The organism is Allobranchiibius sp. GilTou38, from assembly GCF_017565325.1.
GTDB lineage: Bacteria > Actinomycetota > Actinomycetes > Actinomycetales > Dermatophilaceae > Allobranchiibius > Allobranchiibius huperziae.
The window spans coordinates 700,282-719,803 of sequence record NZ_JAGEKN010000006.1; the positions used below are offsets into that span (position 1 = coordinate 700,282).

16 protein-coding genes are annotated in these 19,522 nt (G+C 71.7%); 3 read left to right on the forward strand and 13 right to left on the reverse strand.

Features of this window, described 5'->3' with window-relative positions:
• Nucleotides 1-3: 3 nt before the first annotated feature.
• From dut to JOB34_RS08430, 4 genes are all read right to left on the reverse strand, one after another.
• Nucleotides 4-477 (reverse strand): dUTP diphosphatase, encoded by a 474-nt coding sequence (gene dut / locus JOB34_RS08415; protein ID WP_347813783.1) that lies wholly within the window; start codon nucleotides 475-477, stop codon nucleotides 4-6.
• Nucleotides 478-484: 7 nt separating this feature from the next.
• Complete coding sequence (locus JOB34_RS08420) at nucleotides 485-784, reverse strand: DUF4193 domain-containing protein (RefSeq protein ID WP_208052248.1); 300 nt, start codon at nucleotides 782-784, stop codon at nucleotides 485-487.
• Nucleotides 785-895: 111 nt separating this feature from the next.
• Complete coding sequence (locus JOB34_RS08425; protein WP_208052249.1) at nucleotides 896-1,732, reverse strand: inositol monophosphatase family protein; 837 nt, start codon at nucleotides 1,730-1,732, stop codon at nucleotides 896-898.
• A complete protein-coding gene (locus JOB34_RS08430) occupies nucleotides 1,732-2,820 on the reverse strand; it encodes a ferrochelatase (protein ID WP_208052427.1) in 1,089 nt (362 codons plus the stop codon). Before JOB34_RS08430 ends, JOB34_RS08425 begins: the two co-directional genes overlap by 1 nt.
• Nucleotides 2,821-3,129: 309 nt before the next feature.
• On the opposite strand from JOB34_RS08430, the gene sepH reads away from it, so the two are divergent.
• On the forward strand, nucleotides 3,130-4,836 hold the full coding sequence (sepH, locus tag JOB34_RS08435) for a septation protein SepH (protein ID WP_208052250.1): 1,707 nt from the start codon (nucleotides 3,130-3,132) through the stop codon (nucleotides 4,834-4,836).
• On the opposite strand, the gene JOB34_RS08440 is transcribed toward sepH, so the two are convergent.
• The 7 genes from JOB34_RS08440 to JOB34_RS08465 all read right to left on the reverse strand — a co-directional run bounded on the left by JOB34_RS08440 (nucleotide 4,805) and on the right by JOB34_RS08465 (nucleotide 13,975).
• Nucleotides 4,805-6,394 carry an MFS transporter gene (locus JOB34_RS08440; RefSeq protein WP_243757718.1) on the reverse strand — a complete coding sequence of 530 codons (1,590 nt, stop codon included), beginning with the start codon at nucleotides 6,392-6,394 and terminating at the stop codon, nucleotides 4,805-4,807. The two genes, sepH and JOB34_RS08440, sit on opposite strands and share 32 nt — an antisense overlap.
• Nucleotides 6,395-6,419: 25 nt before the next feature.
• Complete coding sequence (locus JOB34_RS08445) at nucleotides 6,420-7,154, reverse strand: thymidine kinase (RefSeq protein ID WP_208052251.1); 735 nt, start codon at nucleotides 7,152-7,154, stop codon at nucleotides 6,420-6,422.
• A gap of 215 nt (nucleotides 7,155-7,369) precedes the next feature.
• Nucleotides 7,370-8,527 (reverse strand): alkaline phosphatase family protein, encoded by a 1,158-nt coding sequence (locus tag JOB34_RS08450; RefSeq protein WP_347813784.1) that lies wholly within the window; start codon nucleotides 8,525-8,527, stop codon nucleotides 7,370-7,372.
• Entirely contained in the window at nucleotides 8,524-9,135 is a 612-nt protein-coding gene (locus JOB34_RS08455; protein ID WP_208052252.1) for a DUF5998 family protein, read from the reverse strand. Before JOB34_RS08455 ends, JOB34_RS08450 begins: the two co-directional genes overlap by 4 nt.
• A gap of 87 nt (nucleotides 9,136-9,222) precedes the next feature.
• Entirely contained in the window at nucleotides 9,223-11,907 is a 2,685-nt protein-coding gene (locus JOB34_RS08460; RefSeq protein ID WP_233761526.1) for a bifunctional GNAT family N-acetyltransferase/acetate--CoA ligase family protein, read from the reverse strand.
• A 17-nt stretch (nucleotides 11,908-11,924) separates the two neighbouring features.
• Nucleotides 11,925-13,472: a hypothetical protein gene (locus tag JOB34_RS17510; RefSeq protein WP_243757719.1), complete on the reverse strand. Its 1,548-nt coding sequence runs from the start codon at nucleotides 13,470-13,472 to the stop codon at nucleotides 11,925-11,927.
• Nucleotides 13,469-13,975, reverse strand: coding sequence for an RNA polymerase sigma factor (locus JOB34_RS08465; protein WP_208052254.1), 507 nt, complete (start codon nucleotides 13,973-13,975; stop codon nucleotides 13,469-13,471). The genes JOB34_RS17510 and JOB34_RS08465 overlap by 4 nt, the downstream gene beginning before the upstream one ends.
• Before the next feature lie 154 nt (nucleotides 13,976-14,129).
• Between JOB34_RS08465 and JOB34_RS08470 the strand changes: the two genes are divergently transcribed.
• On the forward strand, nucleotides 14,130-15,959 hold the full coding sequence (locus JOB34_RS08470; RefSeq protein WP_243757721.1) for an AMP-binding protein: 1,830 nt from the start codon (nucleotides 14,130-14,132) through the stop codon (nucleotides 15,957-15,959).
• A 5-nt stretch (nucleotides 15,960-15,964) separates the two neighbouring features.
• Nucleotides 15,965-16,582 (forward strand): nitroreductase family protein, encoded by a 618-nt coding sequence (locus JOB34_RS08475; RefSeq protein ID WP_233761522.1) that lies wholly within the window; start codon nucleotides 15,965-15,967, stop codon nucleotides 16,580-16,582.
• 136 nt (nucleotides 16,583-16,718) lie between these two features.
• Here JOB34_RS08475 and JOB34_RS08480 read toward each other — a convergent pair whose 3' ends face one another.
• Complete coding sequence (locus tag JOB34_RS08480) at nucleotides 16,719-17,792, reverse strand: alpha-hydroxy acid oxidase (protein WP_208052255.1); 1,074 nt, start codon at nucleotides 17,790-17,792, stop codon at nucleotides 16,719-16,721.
• A gap of 12 nt (nucleotides 17,793-17,804) precedes the next feature.
• Nucleotides 17,805-19,493, reverse strand: coding sequence for an HAD family acid phosphatase (locus JOB34_RS08485; protein ID WP_208052256.1), 1,689 nt, complete (start codon nucleotides 19,491-19,493; stop codon nucleotides 17,805-17,807).
• Nucleotides 19,494-19,522 lie beyond the last annotated feature (29 nt).

Consider the following 19,522-nt stretch of genomic DNA (forward strand, 5'->3'; position numbering starts at 1 on the left):
ATGTCAGCGCACCGTATCCCGCGCCGGCGGACTGGTGAAACCGCCGGACGCACCGTGACCGCCCTGGCCGCGCTCACTGGGGCCCAGGACGTCCACCTCGCTCCACTGCACCTCTTCGACGCGCTGGACGATCAGCTGCGCGATGCGATCTCCCCGGTCGAACGAGAACGACTCGCGGGGATCGAGGTTGATCAGATTGACCTGGATCTCGCCGCGGAAGCCGGAGTCGATGGTGCCCGGGGCATTGACCATGGTGATGCCGTGCCGGGCCGCGAGGCCGGAGCGCGGGTGCACGAATCCGGCGTACCCGTCGGGCAGCTCGATGGCGATCCCCGTCGGGATCAGTGCCCGGTGCCCCGGCGGGATGGTCAGGCCGATCCGCGCGTGCAGATCCACCCCCGCGTCGCCCGGGCGGGCGTACGACGGGAGCGGGAGTCCCGGATCCAGCCTGCGGATCGGGACCGGGACGGCGCTCACGAAGCGCTCAGGCCGCGCACTCGCTGCAGACGAGGACTCCGTCGGCGTCGCTGGCCAGCTGGCTGCGGTGGTGCACGAGGAAGCAGCGCGAGCAGGTGAACTCATCCGCCTGACGCGGGATCACCTGGACGGACAGCTCCTCGCCGGACAGGTCCGCGCCGGGCAGCTCGAAGCCCTCGGCCTGCTCGGTCTCATCGACATCGACGCTCGCGGCGTTCTTGTCGACGCGGCGCGACTTCAGCTCTTCGATCGAGTCTTCGCTCAGGTCGTCGTCGGTCTTACGTGGGGCGTCGTAGTCAGTCGCCATGCCATGCCCTCTCTGATGCTCATGCGCTCGCCCGTGAACTTCGCTGACGGGCGGAGGAATTGTTACCTACCCGCTGAACGCATGGCCAACCGGGGTCATTCCCGGTGGCGACTACACCTTCAGAACGCTCTTCAGGGCGGCCACCAGAGGGGCTGGACCAGCGACGACGAGGTCCTTGTCCGGGGGTCCGTCACCCCTGCCGACGACCACGCCTCCGGCCTCGGTGACGACGAGCTGGCCGGCGGCCTGGTCCCAAGGATTCAGGCCCGACTCGTAGTAGACATCGAGACGGCCCGCCCCCACCGAGCACAGGTCGAGGGCGGCGCTGCCAATCCGGCGGATGTCGCGCACCTGCCCAATCAAGCTGGCGACGACCGCGCCCTGCCGCTCGCGTTTGGCGATCTCGTACCCGAAGCCGGTGCCCACCAGCGACTTCGCGAGATGCTTCTCCCCGCTCACCGAGAGCGACTGCACGTCGCCGCGTCGCCGAAGGAACGCGCCACCGCCGGCGTGGGCGTGGAAGAGCTCGTCGGTGACCGGGTTGTAGACCGCGCCGGCCACCGTGCTCCACTCCCCGCCCTGCCGTACGTCGCCGACGCACGCCGCGACGGACACGGCGTACGCCGGGATCTCGTAGAGGTAGTTGACGGTGCCGTCGATGGGGTCGACCACCCAGGTGATACCCGAGCTGCCCTCGTGCTGGGCACCCTCCTCGCCCAGCAGGCCGTCGTCGGGACGCACCTGGTCGAGGCGTTCACGCAGGAACGCCTCGCTGCGCTGGTCCATCACCGTGACCACGTCGGTGTCGCTGGACTTGGTGGCCGCCACGCCGAGCCCGCGGGGCCGCTCGTCGACGATCAGGCGCCCCGCGGACATCGCGAGGTCGCACGCCATCTGCTCCAGGGTGGCGAGCTCGGGGTGGCCGAGCTGCGGACGGTCGGTCGTCATCAGTCGCTCCCGCACGCGGCCGGCTTGGGCGTGCGCAGGTTGGGACAGCAGCCCGCGGCGCACACCGACGGCATCGCGGCACCCGGCCACGCGGGCAGCAGCACCTGTTCGCCGCGCGCCTGGGCGGCCCGCTCCTCGGCGAGATCGACCAGCCCGCTCACGAACTCCGGGTCCACCCCGACGGTCGGCACGCGGGTCATCCGCAGGCCGAGCTCGTCGGCGGTCGCGCGCGCCTCGGTGTCGAGGTCGTACTTGACCTCCATGTGGTCGGAGACGAAGCCGATCGGCGCGACGACGACGTCCGTGACGCCCTTGGCGGCCAGTTCACGCAGGTGGTCGTTGACGTCCGGCTCGAGCCACGGCTGCCCGGGGGCACCTGAGCGGGAGCAGTAGACGAGCGCCCCGTGCAGGTCGCGGTCCAGGGTGATCCCCGCCTCGTCGAGGATGACGTGCGCGATCTCGTCGTGCTGATGCTCGTAGAGGCTGCCCTCACCGTCGCCGGGACCGGAGGTGTCGTCCATCGCCTCCGGGATCGAGTGGGTCACGAAGACGACCCGCAGCTTCTCGTCGTCCGGCTGACCGCATGCGCGGACGGCGTCGGTCACGAGGCGGGTGTTGACCCGGGAGAAGCTCGGGTGGGTCGCGTAGGGGCGGATCTTGTCGACGGCCAGCTCGAGGCCCTCGTCCTGCAGTTCGATCTGGGCGGCGGCGATGTCCTCTCGGTACTGCCGGCAGGAGCTGTAGGAGGAGTACGCGCTCGTGGTGATCACCAGCACCCGGCGGGCTCCCCCGTCGTACGCCTCGCGCAGGGTGTCGACCAGGAACGGCTCGCCGTTGCGGTTGCCCCACAGCACCGGCGTCGCGATGCCGCGGCGGCGCAGCTCGCCGTGCAGGGCGTCGCGCAACGCGCGGCACTGGTCGTTGATCGGACTGACTCCGCCGAAGTCGTAGTAGTGCTTCGCCACCGACTCCAGCCGCTCGTCGGGGATGCCGCGACCTGCGGTCACGCGGCGCAGGAACGGCATGACCTCCTCCGGTGCCTCCGGGCCGCCGAACGACAGCAGCACGACCGCGTCGTACGGCACCATCGCGGCGAGTTCCTCCTGCGGACCCGGGTCGGGCACCGGCTCGGTCGCGGCGGCGAGCACCTCCTCGCTCACGCCGCCCGGCTCGGGCTGCTGGACCGGTGCGGGGACCGCTTCCGGAAGGGGCCGCGCCGCAGGAGCGACCGGTTCCTCCGGGTGGGACGACTCGGGGCCGTCGCTGGGAACGTTCATCGGGCCAGTCTGCCGCGCACGTCGCGCGCGCGGTCCGGGAGGTCGGCGTGGCCTTGCCGACAGCCGTCGCCGATCGTGACATCCTGCGGACCAGAAGACATCGAGAGGCGGGACGAAGCGATGCGGGACCTGAAGGTGACCGGGGTCGACGGCGCCGACCTGCAGCTGGTCGACGACGAGGGCGGACGCTACCGGCTGTCGGTCGACGACCGGGTGCGTGAGTCGGTCACCGCGGCAACGGTGGCTGCACCGACGACCGAGGCAGAGTCGTCTCGCGGCAATGCGCCTCGCGCCGAGGGCACGCAGCCGGGCACGGGCAGAAGTGCGGCCCCGGCCCCAGCCACGGCGGCCCGTGCGGTGAGCCTCGTGCCGGATCAACCCACTGCGCCGATCGGCGACCTGCCCCACCTGCCTCCCGGCGAACTGGTCACCCCGCGCGCCGTGCAGGAGCTGCTGCGCGCGGGCCACTCGGTGGGACATGTCGCCGCGGCCGCCGGGTGGGACCAGGCCAAGGTGGAGCGCTACGCGGCGCCCATCGAGGCCGAGCGCTCCTACATCGCCGGTCTCGCGCAGGATCTCCCCGTCGGCGCCAGCACGACCGACACGGCAGCGACCGTGGGACAGCGCGTGGCCGCACGGCTGCACGACCGCGGCGTCGCCGGCGACACCGTCGCCTGGGACGCACACCGCACGGCGGGTCGCGGCTGGGTCGTGGTGTGCCGGTTCAGCGCCGGCGGCCGTACCCGCGAGGCGACCTGGCTGTTCCGTGCCGCCACCCGCTCGCTCAACGCCGTCGACGACGAGGCCCGCTGGCTCGGGGAGGACGAGCGAGCCGCAGGTGGCCCGATCCCCGCACCCGTCGCACCGGTGAAGGTGTTCGACGTCGAGGCCGAGGGCGGGGTGTCCGAGCCCGGGGCTCCCTCCGGCTCACCCGCGTCCGCGAGCGCGTCCACATCCGCCGGATCATCCGCATCCGCGGCCTCCGCGACCTCTGCGGGAGCAGTCGATCTGGTGTCCGCCATGCAGGCCCGCTCGCGCGGCCGACGTACGAGAGGCTCGCGCAACCGCTCCGGTCGCACGCCGGTCGACGTGCCACCGATCGAGTCCCTCTCCGATGGATCGCAGGCCACTCGGTCGACGCACCCGGAGCCCCGGTCGGTGCCCGTGCAGCAGCCCGGGCAGACCGGTCATGAGGCCGACCGAGCGGACCGAGCCGCGCCGGACGAGACGCCGGCGGCACCGACGGTCGACGACCTGGGGCACGACCCGGTCACCGGCACCGTGGACCTCTTCGGGGCGGTCGCTCTGCGCCCGGACGAGTCCGGGTCCGCCTCGGGCCTCGGTGACGAGGACTCTGCCGTCGCGGATGCCGAGCGCCCGCAGACCGCCGCCCCGGTGCCCGGCCCCGACCACCTCGAGGCGACCGCGCCGACCACCGATCCCGAGCACTCTCGACACTCCGAGCACACCCACGACACCGCCGAGTCCGAGCGCGGTGAGGATGCCGGGGCGCTTGAGGACGCCGAGGATGTCCGGCACCTGCCCGACGCGAGCATCGGGCACGGGGCCACGGCGGTCGACGCGTTGCATGACAGCGACCGCGCCGCACCGGGTGCCCCCGACCCGGCGTCAGAAACGTCGGGGGCGACCCCCGACCGCGACGACCAGGCGCCCGGCGATCAGGCCGAGGAGCCGACGGTCGACGTGCCGTCGGACGAGACGCCCTCAGCCGCCCCGCCCCGTCGTCCGAGCAGCGCGCGATCCGGTCGGCCCAGCGTGCCGAGCTGGGACGACATCATGTTCGGCGGCCGGCGCGGCCGAGACTGACCCGCGGCAGGTCGCGACCGCTGCGCCAGATCAGCACCGCGGTCACCCACAGCAACAGCACCGTCGCGGCGAGCACCATGCCCACCGTGGCGTTGTTCGGGATGACCACCGCGACGATGCCGCCGACGACCCACGACAGCTGCAACAGCGTCTCGGAGCGGCCGAAGACGCTGGTGCGCATGTGTTCAGGCACGGTGTCCTGGATCAGTGAGTCCAGAGCCAGCTTGCCGAGCTGCTGACCGATGCCCGCGATCAGCCCGACCAGGACGGCGGCCCGCAGCCCGAAGAACACGGCCGCGGCGACGATCGCCACCGCATCCGCGAGCAGCGTCACGAGCACGATGACCCGCGGCGCGGCGAACTTCAGCAGCGAGCCCATCACCGTGCCCAGTGCGTTGCCGACGCCCGCGGCGCCGACGACGAGGGCGAGCAGCAGGTTGGTGCGGTGCTCCCACCCGGGGAACGGGTGGGAGCGCATGAGGAACGCCAGGAAGATCGTCAGGAATCCGGACAACCAGCGCAGGCCGACGTTCGCGCGCAGCGCGAGCACCACGTCGTGGGACACGCCCCGTCGTACGACGTTCTCTCCCGTCGCGAGATCGACCATCGACGCCGGCTTCTCGCCCTCGCTGGAGTCGACCCGCGGTGAGAGCAGGACAGCCAGCACCGTGCCGATGATGAAGAGCACGAACGCGACCCGCAGCGACCAGGCAGGGCCGCCGAGCTTGGTGGCGAGGCCGGCGATCCCACCACCGATCGCCGCGCCGACGACACCGGCCAGCGACAGACGCCCGTTGGCCTTGACCAAAGTGAGCTGCGAGGGCAGGAGCCTGGGCGCGGCCGCGGAACGGGTCACCAGATAGGCCTTCGAGGCCACCAGCACGCTCATAGCCACCGGGAAGAGCCAGAGTGAATCGGCGTCGACCGCCTGCGCGAGCACCCAGCAGAGGAACGCTCGCCCGGCCAGGGTCGCTCCGATCGCCCAGCGTCGACCGTGCCGGAAACGGTCGAGCAGCGGTCCCATGAGGGGCGCGACGACAGCGAACGGCAGCATCGTCAGCAGCAGGAAGAGCAGGGTGTGACCGCGCGCCTGGCTGCTGCTGCCGGCGAAGAAGACCGTGCCCGCGAGGCCGACCGTCACGGCGGCGTCGCCGGCCGAACTGAAGGCGTGCACCTCGATCAGCCGTGACAGGCCCGTCTCGCCCGCGCCCTGCGCCTGGCTGGCCCGGCGCGCCAGCCGATAGGACCCGCGGCCGAATCCGGCACTGCCGCGGCCGAGGAGTGCCGCCCCTCGTACGGCGCCCCGGCCGACCGCCTTGGCCGCCCGCCCGCGCGGCGGGTGTCCGTGTTCCGCGCCGGCACCGTCGGCGTACGTCTCGTCCGCGTGCGCGTCCCCTCGGCGCCCCTGCGCACCCCGACGGTGCGGCGACCCGTCGCGCAGGGGGCCGGACCTCGACGTCGCCCGCCCGTCCGAGCGGTCGACGGGCCGGGTCCGGTCAGGCCGAGGGGCCCGAGGCAGCGGCAGGGTCCGCGCGTCGTCGGGTCCCGGCTCGTTCATGCCCACATCATCCCCCGCACCGGTGTCACTCCCCGGCGGCTCGCGGCGTCGATTCTGTGGCGCCGTGCGCGGCAAGGGTGGGCAACGGACAGAGGGCGGAGACCTCCGCCTCGAACGGCAGCGGGTGCTGGGAGGTGACGCGCGCGGTGTACGACGTCATCCGTCGCATGTAGTGCCGCCGGCAGAGCACCTCGTACTCGACGAGGCGCTCCGGTGCGCCCGGTTTCACCTCACCGACGTCGCCGACGACGACCTGGTCGCCCTCGACCACCATCTGACCGTCGACGACGCGCGCGTTGTGGGTGGCTGTGCGCCCGCACCAGCACAGCGCCTCGACCTGCAGGGTCGACACCCGGTCGGCGAGCTCGATCAGCCGTCTCGACCCTGGGAAGAGCTGCGCGCGGAAGTCGGCGGTGATTCCGAACGCGTAGACGTCGATGTCCATCTCGTCGACCACCCGGGCGAGCTGCTCGACCTGCTCGGAGGTGTAGAACTGCGCCTCGTCGCAGATGAGGAAGCGTAGGTCGCGACCGTGCGTGGCGTGCTCGACGACGACATCCCAGAAGTCGAGTCCGTCGCTCACCTCCAGCGCCTCACGGGCCAGCCCGAGTCGACTGGAGAGCACCGCCTCGCCCGCCCGGTCGTGCCGCGTGAAGACCAGCCCGTCGTGACCGCGGGCGCGATGGTTGTGTTCCATCTGCAGCGCCAGGGTCGACTTGCCGCAGTCCATCGTCCCGGAGAAGAAGACCAGCTCAGCCACGGTCCACCACCCTAAACGGCGACAGCCCTCCGACCCACCAGCTGGCCGCCTCCCCCGCGTTGCGGCCCGCTCGGCCCCAGACGACCGCCAGAGACCCCTACTCCGTCGCACAAGAGTCCATGCGGTGCCGGTGTGCGGCAGCGGCAGACGCTCCGACGTCCACGAGGGCCCACACAGCACCCTCGCCAGAGACGCGGAGTCCCGCCGACAGACCCTCAGGCGGTCAGGTGCACGAACGGCACCAGCTGTTCGGCCGCGGTGAGCGACCCGTGCTGGCCGACGAGACCCGACACCCGAGGCGTCATCACCCGGCTGTCGAACACCCCGGCCGGCGCGTGCATCGCCACGATGACCTCGCCGAAGCGCGGCAGCACCCGGTCCAGCACCGGCCCGAAGAGCCCTGCGGCCACGGCCTCCTCACGGCTGAGCACCCACGCGGACGACGCGAGCCGTTCACGCCATGCGGCCAGTACGGTGTCGGCGGCACCGGGCAGGCAGTAGACCTGAGGTGCGCGCAGCTCGCCGCCGACCAGGTGTACGCCGTCGCGCAGATCGGGATCGTGAACGACGTCGATGCGGGCGTCGGCGGGGATGTCCACCATCCCGTGGTCGGCGGTGATGGTCAGCGAGGTCCCGGGCGGCAGCGCGGCGTGCAGCCTCGCGAGCTCCCGGTCGAGCAGCTCCAGCTCGTCACCCCACTGCCAGGAGTCGCACCCGTGCACGTGACCGGCCTTGTCCACCTCGCCCCAGTAGAGATAGAGCAGCGCGGGATCGTCCACGGGTGCGGCGCGCAGTGCGGCGAGCGCGGCGTCGACCCGCCCGGACAACTCCTCCTTCCCCACGAACCGGGCACCGCGCAGCGCCGCGGTCGTCAGGCCGGAGCCGTCGAAGTGGTCCGGCCCCACCATCGTGACGTGCACCCCCGCTGCCGTCGCCTGTTCGAAAACCGTCGGGCGTGGCTGCCATTCGAGGGGATCGGGACCGCCCTGCCAGGTCAGTTCGTTGAAGACGTAGCGGGCTCCCGGCGCCCGCACCTGGTAGGCCACCAGCCCGTGCACCCCCGGTCCGCATCCGGTCCCGAAGCCGCCCATGCTCGTCGCCGTGGTCGAGGGGAAACCGGCCGTCAGCGGTTCGGCGATCTCCGCTGCCCCGGCCAGGGCACGACGCAGGAACGGCGCGTGCCCACCCCGGGCACGCAACTGCTCCCAACCCAGCCCGTCGACGAGCACCACGACGGCGCGGCGTGCCGGCGGAAGCGGCGCTACGGGTGGCTCGCCCGGCAGCCGCACGCCCAGCGACGCCACGAGCCGGGGCAGCACTCCGACCAGGCCGCGCTCGTCGTACGACGGGAGCACGGCTGCGGGGAAGGTCACCTGGTGGGCTGTCCGAGCGCGCGGGACAGGACGGCGGCGAACTGCTTGGCCTGCTCCAGGGTGTCGTCGCCGTCGACCTCTCCGGTGATGCGCAAGGTGATGTCGTCGTCGCCGATGGTGCCCTCGTACCCGTGGTCGGCCTCGCACTGCGGGTCGGCGCACTGCGCGGGCATGATGTCGATCGCCGCGACGGTGCCCCACCCCAGCTTGAGGGTGATCTCGCGGCCGAGGCTGCCGGGCCGGTAGTCCTCGGGCGCGGAGACCACGTGCGCGAGCATCACCCCGCGGACCCTCCCGAGCGGGATGGTCTCGGAGGTGGCCGTCGCGACCGCGCCGAGGTGCTCGGCGGGCGTGTCGGCAGAGGGCGCGTGGTCATCGGCGTGCACCACCACGAGACGGTGCGGCGCGAGGACGAGCACGGTGACGTGACGGCGTACGGTCTCGCTGTCGAAGGTGGTCTCCGCGTGCACCAGGTGGGACACCACGGTGTCGTCGCCGAGCGCGGTGGCGACCACATCGCTCACGAGCGCCGGGTAGTAGCCCGAGGTGTCGATGTCGGAGAGCAGGGATTCGGGCAGCGCGTCACTGCGGGGACCGGCATAGGACATTGGGGCATCCTCTCACCCCTGCGGGCCTGCCTCCCAAGCATCGGTACTGCACCGCGGCCGCCGGGACGCGTGCCGTACGACGACCGGTCAGGCCAGTGCGCGCCGTCCGCGATCGGTCCGTGCCGCGCCCGGCGCGACCGTGATGCTCGCGCCCAGGACCTCGATCCCGTCTTCGTGGGTGTTGACCGGGTTGAGCTCCAGGGAGACGACCTCGGGCATCTGCTCCGCGATCATCGAGACCCGCGCGATCACGTCCTCCAGTGCGACCCGGTCGACCGGCGGGCGACCTCCGTGTCCGCGCAGCAGAGGCGCGGCGCGCACCGATCCGATCAGGTCCCGCACGTCCCCGGTGCGCAGGGGCGGGATGCGGTAGCCGATGTCACCCATCACCTCCCGCGGCGGCCCAGCCAGCGCGAAACTCACCACGGGGCCGAAGAGCGGGTCCTCCACCGAGGAGATCACGCACGGGATCCCCGGCGTCGCCATCCGCTGCACCACGAGCCGGTTGGCGTGCAGGGGGCGCAGTCGGTCGTCGAGGGTCGTGTAGGCCGCGCGGACCGCGGAGCGGTTGTGCAGGTCCAGCCGCACGCTCGCGATGGGCTGGCTGCTCGCGATGGGCGACGTCGACTTGACCACGACCGGGAAGCCCAGTCGCGCCCCCGCCGCGGCGGCACGGGCCGGCGAGTCGACGGGCACGGTCTCCCAGACCTCGATCCCGTACGCCGCCAGCAGCTCGCGCACCTCGCCGGGCTGCAACGCGCGGCCCTGCGGTGACCCGGCCAGCACGGCGTCGACGACCGCATCGGCGCGGGTGCGGTGGATGCCCTCGGGGGTGACCAGCTCACCGTGGTCGGCCGCCCGCCACTCGGCGTACCGGGTGGCGGCGGCCAGCGCGCGCACCCCGTCCTCGGGAGTGCTGTACGCCGGCACGATCACCGGGGTGACCTCGCCGTCGGGCGTCGTACGCCGGCCGGACGCCAGGGCCGCGCGCACCTCGTTGATCCCCACGAAGGTGGCGACGCAGGGTTTGCGGTGCCGCGCCGCGACCTGTGCGAGCGCGGTCGCCGAGGCGATGCTCGGCTCGGTCTTCGCGTGCAGGAAGCACGCGACCACGCTGTGCACGTCCGGGTCGGCGAAGACCTCCTCCAGGGCCTGCTCGACCTGTGCGCCCGACGCGTCCGGCGGCACACTGCGCGGACCGTGCACCACGTCCAGGCCCCAGCTGACGACCGCGTCCGCGGCGAGCGCGCCCAGCGACACGGTGTTTCCGACGACCGCGACGCCGGTGCCGCCCGGGAGCGGCTGATCGACGACCAGCTGGGCCACGTCGAGCAACTGGTGCAGGTTCTCGACCCGGATTACGCCGGCCTGCCGCAGCATCTGGGCGAACGCCTCGGGACCGACGGTCGTGTCGCGCACCCGGTGACCGGGCGGGACGCCGTAGACCGAGGTGCCGGACTTGATCACGATGACCGGCTTCTCCTGCGCCAGCCGTCGGGCGATGCGGGAGAACTTGCGGGGATTGCCCATCGACTCCAGGTAGAGACCGGCGACGCGCGTGGTCGGATCATCGATCCAGAATTGCATGATGTCGTTGCCGGAGACGTCGATCCGGTTGCCTGCGGACACGAAGTCGCTGAGGCCCAGGCCGCGACGCCCGGCCGAGGCGAGCACCGAGATGGCGAGGACGCCGCTCTGCGCGAAGAGGCCGAACCCGCCGGCCTCCGGCATGTCCGGCGCCACCGAGGCGTTCATCCGCACGGATTCGCGCGTGTCGATGATCCCGAAGGAGTTCGGGCCGACCACCCTCATACCGCCCCGCCGCGCCACCTGGAGCAGTTCGCGCTGCAGCGCGGCGCCTTCCTCCCCGACCTCGGCGAAACCCGCCGACACCACGATGAGCGCCTTCACCCGGTGCGCGGCGCAGTCCCGCGCCACCTCGAGCACCCCGCCGACCGGCACCGCGATCACCGCGACGTCGACCGGTCCGGGCAGGTCGCTCACCCGTGCGTAGACCTCACCCTCGACCTCACGGTGCGGGTTGCTGTTGACCGCGTACGCCGTGCCGGTGAACCCCTGCCCGACCAGCCGCTCGTAGATCTCCCGGCCCACCGAGGTCGGGCGAGAGCCGACACCGACCACCGCCACGCTGGTGGGGTGCAGCAGCGCGGCCACGCTGAGGGCCTCCGCCCGGTGCTCGCGGGCCTCCAGCACCTCCCGGCTGCGGCTGGTGGTCTCGATGCGGAAGGACAGCGCCACGACCCCGTCGTCGAAGTGACGACGCACCTCGAAACCGGCCTCGGAGAAGACGCCGAGCATCTTGCGGTTCTGCGGGAGTACATCGGCGGTGAACTCCTCGATGTCGCCCTCCTGGCCGATGGCCACCAGGTGCTCGAGCAGCACCGATCCCACGCCGCGGCCCTGGAAGTCGTCGGCCACGTTGAAGGCGACCTCGGCACGCGGCGGTGCGTCACCCACGCGGTCGTAGCGGGCGATGCCCACCAGCTGCTCGCCCGCCTCCATCACCAGGGCGACCCGGGCGTGGTGGTCCACGTTCGCGAAACGGTGCGCGTCGCGGTCGGACAGGTGCGGCAGCGGTGCGAAGAAGCGCAGGTAGATCGATTCCTTGGACTGCCGCTCGTGGAACTCCTGGATCAGGGCGGCATCGGTCGGCCGGATGGGGCGCACGTGCCCGATCGAGCCGTCGCGCAGGACGACATCGGCCTCCCAGTGGGAGGGATAGCCCGGCGGCCGCGGGTCCCCGTCGCTCACTCGGTCAGCTTCCCACGTCAGCCGACCGGATCGACGAGCCTCCAGGTGGCCCCCGCGTCGTTGGACCACCAGTACCCCGCGCCGTTCAGGGTGATCGCGTAGTACTGGCTCCCGCCGGGGCTGGCGATCCAGTCGATCCCGCTCGTGCCCAGGTTGAGCGGCCCGTCCTTGGCCGTGAACGTGGCGCCGCCGTCGGTGGACACGACCAGGGACCCCGCTCCTACGGTCGCGGCCCCACCCGATGTATCGGTCGGACCGGCCGAGGCGGCCACGTGATCGGCGTCGATGGATGCCAGGTCCGGCCGAGCGCCGGTGGGCAGCTGCAATGCCCCGGTCGAGACCTTCGTCCAGGTCGACCCGTCGTCGGTGCTGTGCACCAGCGTGTAGGCCGTCAGCGATCCGCTGGGCACCGGGTCGCACAGTGCGAAGAGCTGGTGGTCGAGGGTGGAGGACGGGGTGATGGCCTGCAGCGGCGTACCGGCGCATGCGTCCGTTGCGGACATCGGCTCCAGCGTGTCGCCGGTCAGCCGTAGCGGGGGCAGCGGCGACCCCGAGGCGCTGGTGAGCGAGAGGTAGGCCATGCCGTTGCGGACCACGATTTGCCCGGACACGATCGGCGCCGTGAGGTCGGCAGTCGAGGACGCGGCCTGCGGCACGGTGTCGGCGGAGGTGTCCATCCGCGTCACGCTCACCGACCCGTCACACGTCGAGGAGGCGCAGTTGTCGGCGGTGAGGACCAGCAGGTCGCCGTGCCACGCCTCGACGTCGAGGACGGTACGGCCCGGGTGGGCCACCCGGGAGAAGCTCGCTCCCGAGTCGTGGGTCACCCACAGGTCGCCGCCGAAGACGTATCCAATGGTCGGCGTCACGAAGCGGACGTCGCGCAACTGGTCATCGGCCTGGATGCGACTGGCTCCGGGCCCGACCGGAGTGGAGTAGCGGGATGCGTCGAAGGTGTGCACGGAGGACCAGTGCGTGCCGTTGTCGCCGGAGCGCAGCAGCACCGGACAGGTGAAGCCCCCGCAGGTGCTGGACCCGAGATCGTAGACCACGTTGTCGCCGGCGTTGCTGAGCGACCAGGTGACGAAGCTGTCCGGCGGCGCCAGACGAGGCTGTGCCTGCGCCTGCGACTGCGACTGGCCACCGGGCGACGTCGGCGTCCCGCTCTGTTGCTGCTGCGGCTGCAGGGTGCCGGACCGCCCTCCCGATGAGCCGGACGAGCCAGGTGAATCGGATGCGCCGGCGGGGCCGCTCGCCTGGGGCGCGCCCGACGAGCTCGTCGTCGATCCACCGGCCATGGCCGGGGCGTTCGACTGCGGGGTCTGCGCGGTCCAGACCCCGAACGCGGCGATGGCCGCCACCGCGGCGGCTGCCACGCCACCGGCCAGGAGACGGTGCGGGCGCCGGCGCCGGGCGGCCCGGGTGATCCGGGCCCAGTCCAGGTCACCGGCGGCCTCGGGTCGCACCGACGAGCGGTGCGCGCCGAAGAAGCGCGCGACCGGGTCGTCGTCGTACGCCGGTTCGCGGTGGTCGTCGCCGGTGTCGTACCGGTCGTGGTTGCTCATCGCACCTGCTTCAAATGCTCAGCCAGCAGTTTGCGGCCGTCGTAGAGGTCTCGTTTGACTGCGCCCTCGGACTTGCCCAGCTCGCGGGCGACCTGGGCCACCGACAGATCGGCGTAGTAGTGCAGCAGCACCGTCATCCGCAGTCGCCCGGGCAGGGATTCCACGGCGTCGCGCACGGTCAACCGCGTCGCGACATCGGGTTCGGGCGCCGCCACGTCGATGTCGACGGGTCGCCCGGCAGTGAACTTGTCGTACGCCGCCGCCTCACGGCCCCGCTTGCGCCAGTGGTCGCGGACCTGGTTGGCGACCGTCGTGTAGAGCCACGGCCGCGGCTCGGCGACCTGGCCCCAGTGGTTGATCAACCGGATGAACGCCTCCGTGACGAAGTCGTGCGCCAGATCACGGTCCCCCACCAACGACGTCGCCCATCCAACGAGTCGACCGAAGTGCGCGTCGTACACCTCGCGCACCGCCGCGTCGGTCGCTGATGCCCCCCGAACCACCGTCGCCCTCCCCTCTTCACGCGTGTGTCGCCGCGACCGGACGCCGGCGGGCGCCAGGAGGGAGATGGTGGTCATGTCCCTTGAGACGCCGAAGGCACCCGATCGGTTGGTGCACCTCGCTGCGCCCGGCGCGTGACGTTGGTTACATTCACATATGCCGTCGACGAGCCAGCACCCTATCGCTACGCCGGCAGACGATTTCCGCGCTGCGCGGGATCACCTGCTGTCCCACCGCACCGACTACGACGCCGCGATCGCAGGCTACTCGCCGCCACGCCTCGAACGCTTCAACTGGGCCACCGACTGGTTCGACGTGTTGGCCACGGAGGCGGAGTCGCGCGATCGGGCGGCGCTGACCATCGTCGATCAGAGCGACGGCGAGGACCGCCGTACGAGCCACACCTACGCACAGCTGGCCCGACGCTCTCAGCAGGTGGCCGGCTGGCTGGCGTCGCTCGGCGTCGGCCCCGGTGACCGGGTGCTGCTGATGCTGGGCAACCAGGTCGAGCTGTGGGAGAGCCTGCTGGCGTGCATCCGGCTGGGCGCGGTCACCATCCCCGCAGCGACGCTGCTCACCCCGGCGGATCTACGGGACCGGATCGACCGCGGCGTCGTCGCGCACGCCATCGTGAGGGCCGACGCGGCGGACGCGTTCGAGAGGGTGCCCGGCGACTTCACCCGGATCGCCGTTGGCGACGGCCACCCGGAGGGCTGGCGCTCCTACTCCGAGAGCGAGTCGTACGCAGGGTCCGCGCCCGCGGCCGTCACCGGCGCGCACGATCCGATGCTCGTCTACTTCACCTCGGGCACGACGGCGGCTCCCAAGCTCGTCACCCACACGCACGCGTCGTACCCGGTCGGGCACCTGTCGACGATGTACTGGATCGGTCTGCAGCCCGGAGACGTGCACCTCAACGTCAGCTCGCCCGGCTGGGCCAAGCACGCGTGGAGCTGCGTCTTCGCACCCTGGAACGCCGGCGCCACGGTGCTGATGGTCAACCAGGCGCGGTTCGACGCGCAGGGTCTGCTGCGGGCCCTCGCGCAGGAGCGCGCCACGACGTTCTGCGCGCCGCCCACCGTCTACCGGATGCTCGTGCAGAGCGACCTGGCGCCCTGGCGCGAGCGGTTGTCGCTGCGCGAGATGGTGGGCGCGGGCGAGCCGCTCAATCCCGAGGTGATCGAGCAGGTGCGCGCCGCGCTCGGGATCACCGTGCGCGACGGGTTCGGGCAGACCGAGACGACCGCGCAGATCGGCAACACCCCCGGCCAGCGGGTCGTGCCCGGGTCGATGGGCCGGGCGCTGCCGGGTTACGACGTGGTCCTGGTCGACCCGGCCTCCGGCGCCGACACCGGCGACGAGGAAGGCGAGATCTGCCTGCGTCTGGACGGACCGCTCGGCCGGCCTGTCGGACTGATGGTCGGCTACGACGCGGACCGCGAGCGCACTGCCGAGGCGATGCGCGGCGGGGTCTATCACACCGGCGACGTCGCCGTGAGGGACGCGCAGGGCTACGTGACGTACGTCGGCCGCTCCGACGACGTGTTCAAGGCGTCGGACTACCGCATCTCCCCCTTCGAGCTGGAGTCGGTGCTCATCGAGCACCCGGCGGTGGCCGAGGCGGCCGTGGTGCCGTCGCCCGATCCGACCCGTCTGGCCGTGCCCAAGGCGTACGTCGTCCTCGCCGCGGGCCACGCACCGGACGAGCGCACCGCGCTCGACATCCTCACGTACGCGCGCGAGCACCTCGCGGCGTACAAACGGATCCGGCGGATCGAGTTCGCCGAGCTGCCCAAGACGATCTCCGGCAAGATCCGCCGGGTCGAGTTGCGCGCCCGGGAGCAGGATCAGCACGGCACCGGCGCGCCCGATGCGCGGCGGTCGGGACCGGCGGAGTTCTGGGAGTCCGACTTCCCCGACCTGAAGTCGGCGCCCGACTCATCGTCCTCGTCGATGTCGTCCACCTCGCCCGGCCGCACGGACTGACGGCGGTGCAACTGCGCGAAGCCATCCTGCGGCGTCGGATGGTGCGGCGATTCGATGCCACCCGACCGGTCCCGCCCGAGGTGCTGCGACGAGTGGCGCAGCTCGCGTTGCGGGCGCCGAGTGCCGGGTTCAGCCAGGGGTTCGACTTCGTGGTGCTGCGTGACGACGCCGACCGGGCGGCGTACTGGGCGGCCACATCCGACCCTGACGCGCCCACCGACGGCTGGCTGCACGGAGTGTCCGACGCGCCCGTGCTGATCCTGTGCTGCTCGGACAGGTCGCGCTACCTGCGCCGCTACGCCGAGCCGGACAAGGCGCGCTCGGGCGTGGCAGGTTCGCCCTGGCCGGTCCCCTACTGGGACGTCGACACCGGCATGGCCGCGCTGCTGATGCTGCTCGGCGCGGTCGACGAGGGGCTGGGCGCGCTCTTCTTCGGGGTGCCGGCCGACCGGACCGACACCGTCCTGGCACGTTTCGGCATTCCCGAGGGCCACCACCTGGTCGGCGTCGTCGCACTCGGCTACGCCGCCGAGGACCGGCCGAGCGGCAGCACCCGCACCCGTGCCCGCCGGCCGCTGGACGAGGTCTTCCACGACGGCACCTTCGGCGCCCCGCTGCACTGAACCTGGGTGCGCCGGGCACCGACCGTAGAGCCGGGCCGACCGCTTCTCCGCCGAGGTGGTCGGTTTGCGTCGGTGGCCAGTGCTGCAGCACTGGTCACGAACGCAAACCGACCACGTCGCCGCTAGCGCAGGTCGCCTACCGCGGATCGAATCTCAGCGGCACCCGGGTGACCAGCGACGGGTCGAGCTGCTCCAACCCCGTCGCACCGGCCAGGCCCATCAGATGGGCGAGTTCCTCGCGCAGCCCGGTCAGCAACTGGGCCACACCCTCCGCGCCACCGGCGGCCAGGGCCCAGACGGCGGGGCGGCCGACGAAGACCGCCGACGCTCCGAGCGCCAGCGCGACCAAGGCGTCACGACCACACCGCACGCCACCGTCGGCCAGCACGGTGGTGCGGTCGCCGACCGCGTCGACGACCTCCGCGAGCGCGTACGCCGTCGGGACGGCGCCGTCCAACTGCCGGCCGCCGTGGCTGCTCACCCATACGCCCGCGGCGCCGGCCTGCACACAGGCCAGCGCGTCGTCTCCGCGCAGCACCCCCTTGACGATCACCGGCAACCCGGTCAGATCGGCCAGCCGCTCGATGTCGGCGAGCGTCTGACGCGGGGTCTGATCGATCAGCGACCAGGGATCCTGCACGTCGGTCGGCAGATGCTGACGTACCCCGATCAGGGCCAGCTCGTCGTCCAACGGCACCGGTCGCGCCCGGCCCGCGGTCGGCCGGTAGCCGAGATACGGCGTGTCACCCGTGAGCACCAATGCGGTGGCGCCGGCCGCGGCAGCCCGCAGCGCGAGCGCATCGCTGACGCCGCGCTCGCGCATCAGGTAGACCTGGAACCACCACGGCCTGGCGCCCAGTTGCTCCGCCACCTGCTCGAGCGGCACGGTCGAGCGACTGGACAGCACGAAGGGTGCGCCGCTGGCGGCGGCACCGCGCGCGGTGGCCGCCTCGCCCTCGGGATGCACCAACCGGTGGTACGCCGTGGGCGCGACACCGATCGGGCTCTCCCAGTCGCCGAAGACCGCGCACGACGTGTGCACCGACGAGACGTCCCGCAGCACACGCGGGCGCAATCGCCATAGGTTCCAAGCCGGTTCGGCCTCTCGGGCGCTCTGGTCATCGCCCGCACCGCGGGCGATGTAGTGCCAGACGTCCGGATCGAGCCGTTCCCGCGCAGTGCCCTCCAACTCGTGAAGCGTCTCGCGCATCGACATCCGGTGTTACGGCAGGTAGTACGTCGGGTTCGGCAGCTTGATCGGCACCAGCGCGGAGCCTCCGATCAGGTCACTGAACTGGTCGCCGAAGTTGGCCAGGATCGTGTATCCGCCGCCGGCCGTCGTCTGCTTGTACGCGCGGGTCTGGCTCTTGTACTCGATCGTCGTGCACTTCGCCGTGGCGCAGTGGATGTAGGACGGCTGCTGGCTGGAGCCGACGCCGGTCCACTTGGTGTAGAGGTTGGCCGAGGTGAAGCCGGTGTAGCCGACCTTGCGCAGGTTGGCCAGAGTCGCGGCCTTCTGGTCGTCGTTGCGGCCGGTCAGGCCGATGATCGTGCAGCCCGCGTCGCTCGCGGCATTGGCCAGCGCGACCATCCCGGGAGTGGCCGGAAACCGCTCCTGCTGCACGTAGACGTCCTGCAGCGCCGGGTCGAAGTTGAAGTGCATCGCGGCGTCCTCCATGTCGTACGTCGACAAGGTGGTGTCGTCCACGTCCAGCACGACGGCGGGCCGGATCCCGAAGTACCGGGTGACTCCGCACGCGGCGTCCAGCAGGGGCGAGATCCGCCGGGTCAGACCGGTGATCTCGGTGATGTACGGCGAGCTGGTCTTGTTGGCGATGCCGGTGGAGTCCGCGTTGTAGTAGGTGCGGATCGTCGCCTTGGTCGAATCGATGTTGGGGATCCCCTCACCCCCGGCGGTCGTGCCGCTGCTGCCGTCCGGCTGCATCGTGAAGTGGGTGCGCGGGGTGAGCCTGGGCTCGGACAGCCCGGGCAGGTCCGGCGACGGCAGGTAGTAGGTGGGGTTGGGCAGCTTCAGGTAGTGCTGCGCGTGCCGACCCTGCAGGTCCGACCACTGGTCGCCCAGGTTGAGCGCGATGTCGTAGCCCTGGGACTCGATGTGGGCGCGGGTGCCCGCCTTGTACTCCACGGTGGTGCACTTCGCGGTCGCGCAGGTGATGTACGACGGCTGTTGGCTCGTGCCCTTGCCGGTCCACTTCGTGTAGAAGTGGTCCGCGGTGAAGCCGGTGAAGCCGACCTTCGCGAGATTCTTGAGGGTCGCCGTCCTCTGGTCGTCGTTGCGCCCGGTGAGACCGAAGATCGTGAAACCCATGGCCGCGGCCTTCTTCTCGAACGCCACCGTCGCCGGGACGGCCGGGAACCTCTCGCCCTGCACGTAGACGTCCTGCAGCGCGGGGTCGAAGTTGAAGTGCATCCCCGCGTCCTCCATGTCGTAGGTCCACAGGGTCGTGTCGTCGACGTCGAAGACCAGGGCGGGCTTCTTGCCCGTCTTCTTCGCGCCGGCGAGCAACGCGGGCAGCTTCTTCGTCTCGCGGGTCATCAGCGCGTTCATCTGGTCGATGTACGGCGAGCTGGTCTTGCTGGCGATGCCGTTGGTGGCGTTGTAGTAGGTGCGCACCGTCGACTTCACCGAGTCGATGTTGGGGATGCCGGCGCCGCCCTGCGTAGCCCCGCTGGAGCCGTCGGGAGCCATCGTGAAGTGGGTGCGCGGCGCGAGACGCTCGCCGACGCCGAGCGGAGAGCGCTGCAGCTCACGCACAGCGGCGGAGTGGCCGGGTCCGCGCGGTGTGGCGGCCGTGGCTGTGGTCGCAGTGGCCAGGACGAGGGCGGGCACGGCGGACGTGGTGACGACGACGGCGGTGATCCGGCGCGCGGTCGGCGAACGGTAGGACATGAAACCTCCGGTGGCGGTGACGGTCGTGA

What these genes read in the sequence shown, in the direction of transcription:
- JOB34_RS08455 (WP_208052252.1), bottom strand. Translation starts at nt 9,135, where the DNA reads ATGTCCTATGCCGGTCCCCGCAGTGACGCGCTGCCCGAATCCCTGCTC.
- JOB34_RS08480 (WP_208052255.1), bottom strand. Translation starts at nt 17,792, where the DNA reads ATGCGCGAGACGCTTCACGAGTTGGAGGGCACTGCGCGGGAACGGCTC.
- sepH (WP_208052250.1), top strand. Translation starts at nt 3,130, where the DNA reads ATGCGGGACCTGAAGGTGACCGGGGTCGACGGCGCCGACCTGCAGCTG.
- JOB34_RS08420 (WP_208052248.1), bottom strand. Translation starts at nt 784, where the DNA reads ATGGCGACTGACTACGACGCCCCACGTAAGACCGACGACGACCTGAGC.
- JOB34_RS08470 (WP_243757721.1), top strand. Translation starts at nt 14,130, where the DNA reads ATGCCGTCGACGAGCCAGCACCCTATCGCTACGCCGGCAGACGATTTC.
- JOB34_RS17510 (WP_243757719.1), bottom strand. Translation starts at nt 13,472, where the DNA reads ATGAGCAACCACGACCGGTACGACACCGGCGACGACCACCGCGAACCG.
- JOB34_RS08425 (WP_208052249.1), bottom strand. Translation starts at nt 1,732, where the DNA reads ATGACGACCGACCGTCCGCAGCTCGGCCACCCCGAGCTCGCCACCCTG.
- JOB34_RS08485 (WP_208052256.1), bottom strand. Translation starts at nt 19,493, where the DNA reads ATGTCCTACCGTTCGCCGACCGCGCGCCGGATCACCGCCGTCGTCGTC.
- JOB34_RS08430 (WP_208052427.1), bottom strand. Translation starts at nt 2,820, where the DNA reads ATGGTGCCGTACGACGCGGTCGTGCTGCTGTCGTTCGGCGGCCCGGAG.
- JOB34_RS08440 (WP_243757718.1), bottom strand. Translation starts at nt 6,394, where the DNA reads ATGAACGAGCCGGGACCCGACGACGCGCGGACCCTGCCGCTGCCTCGG.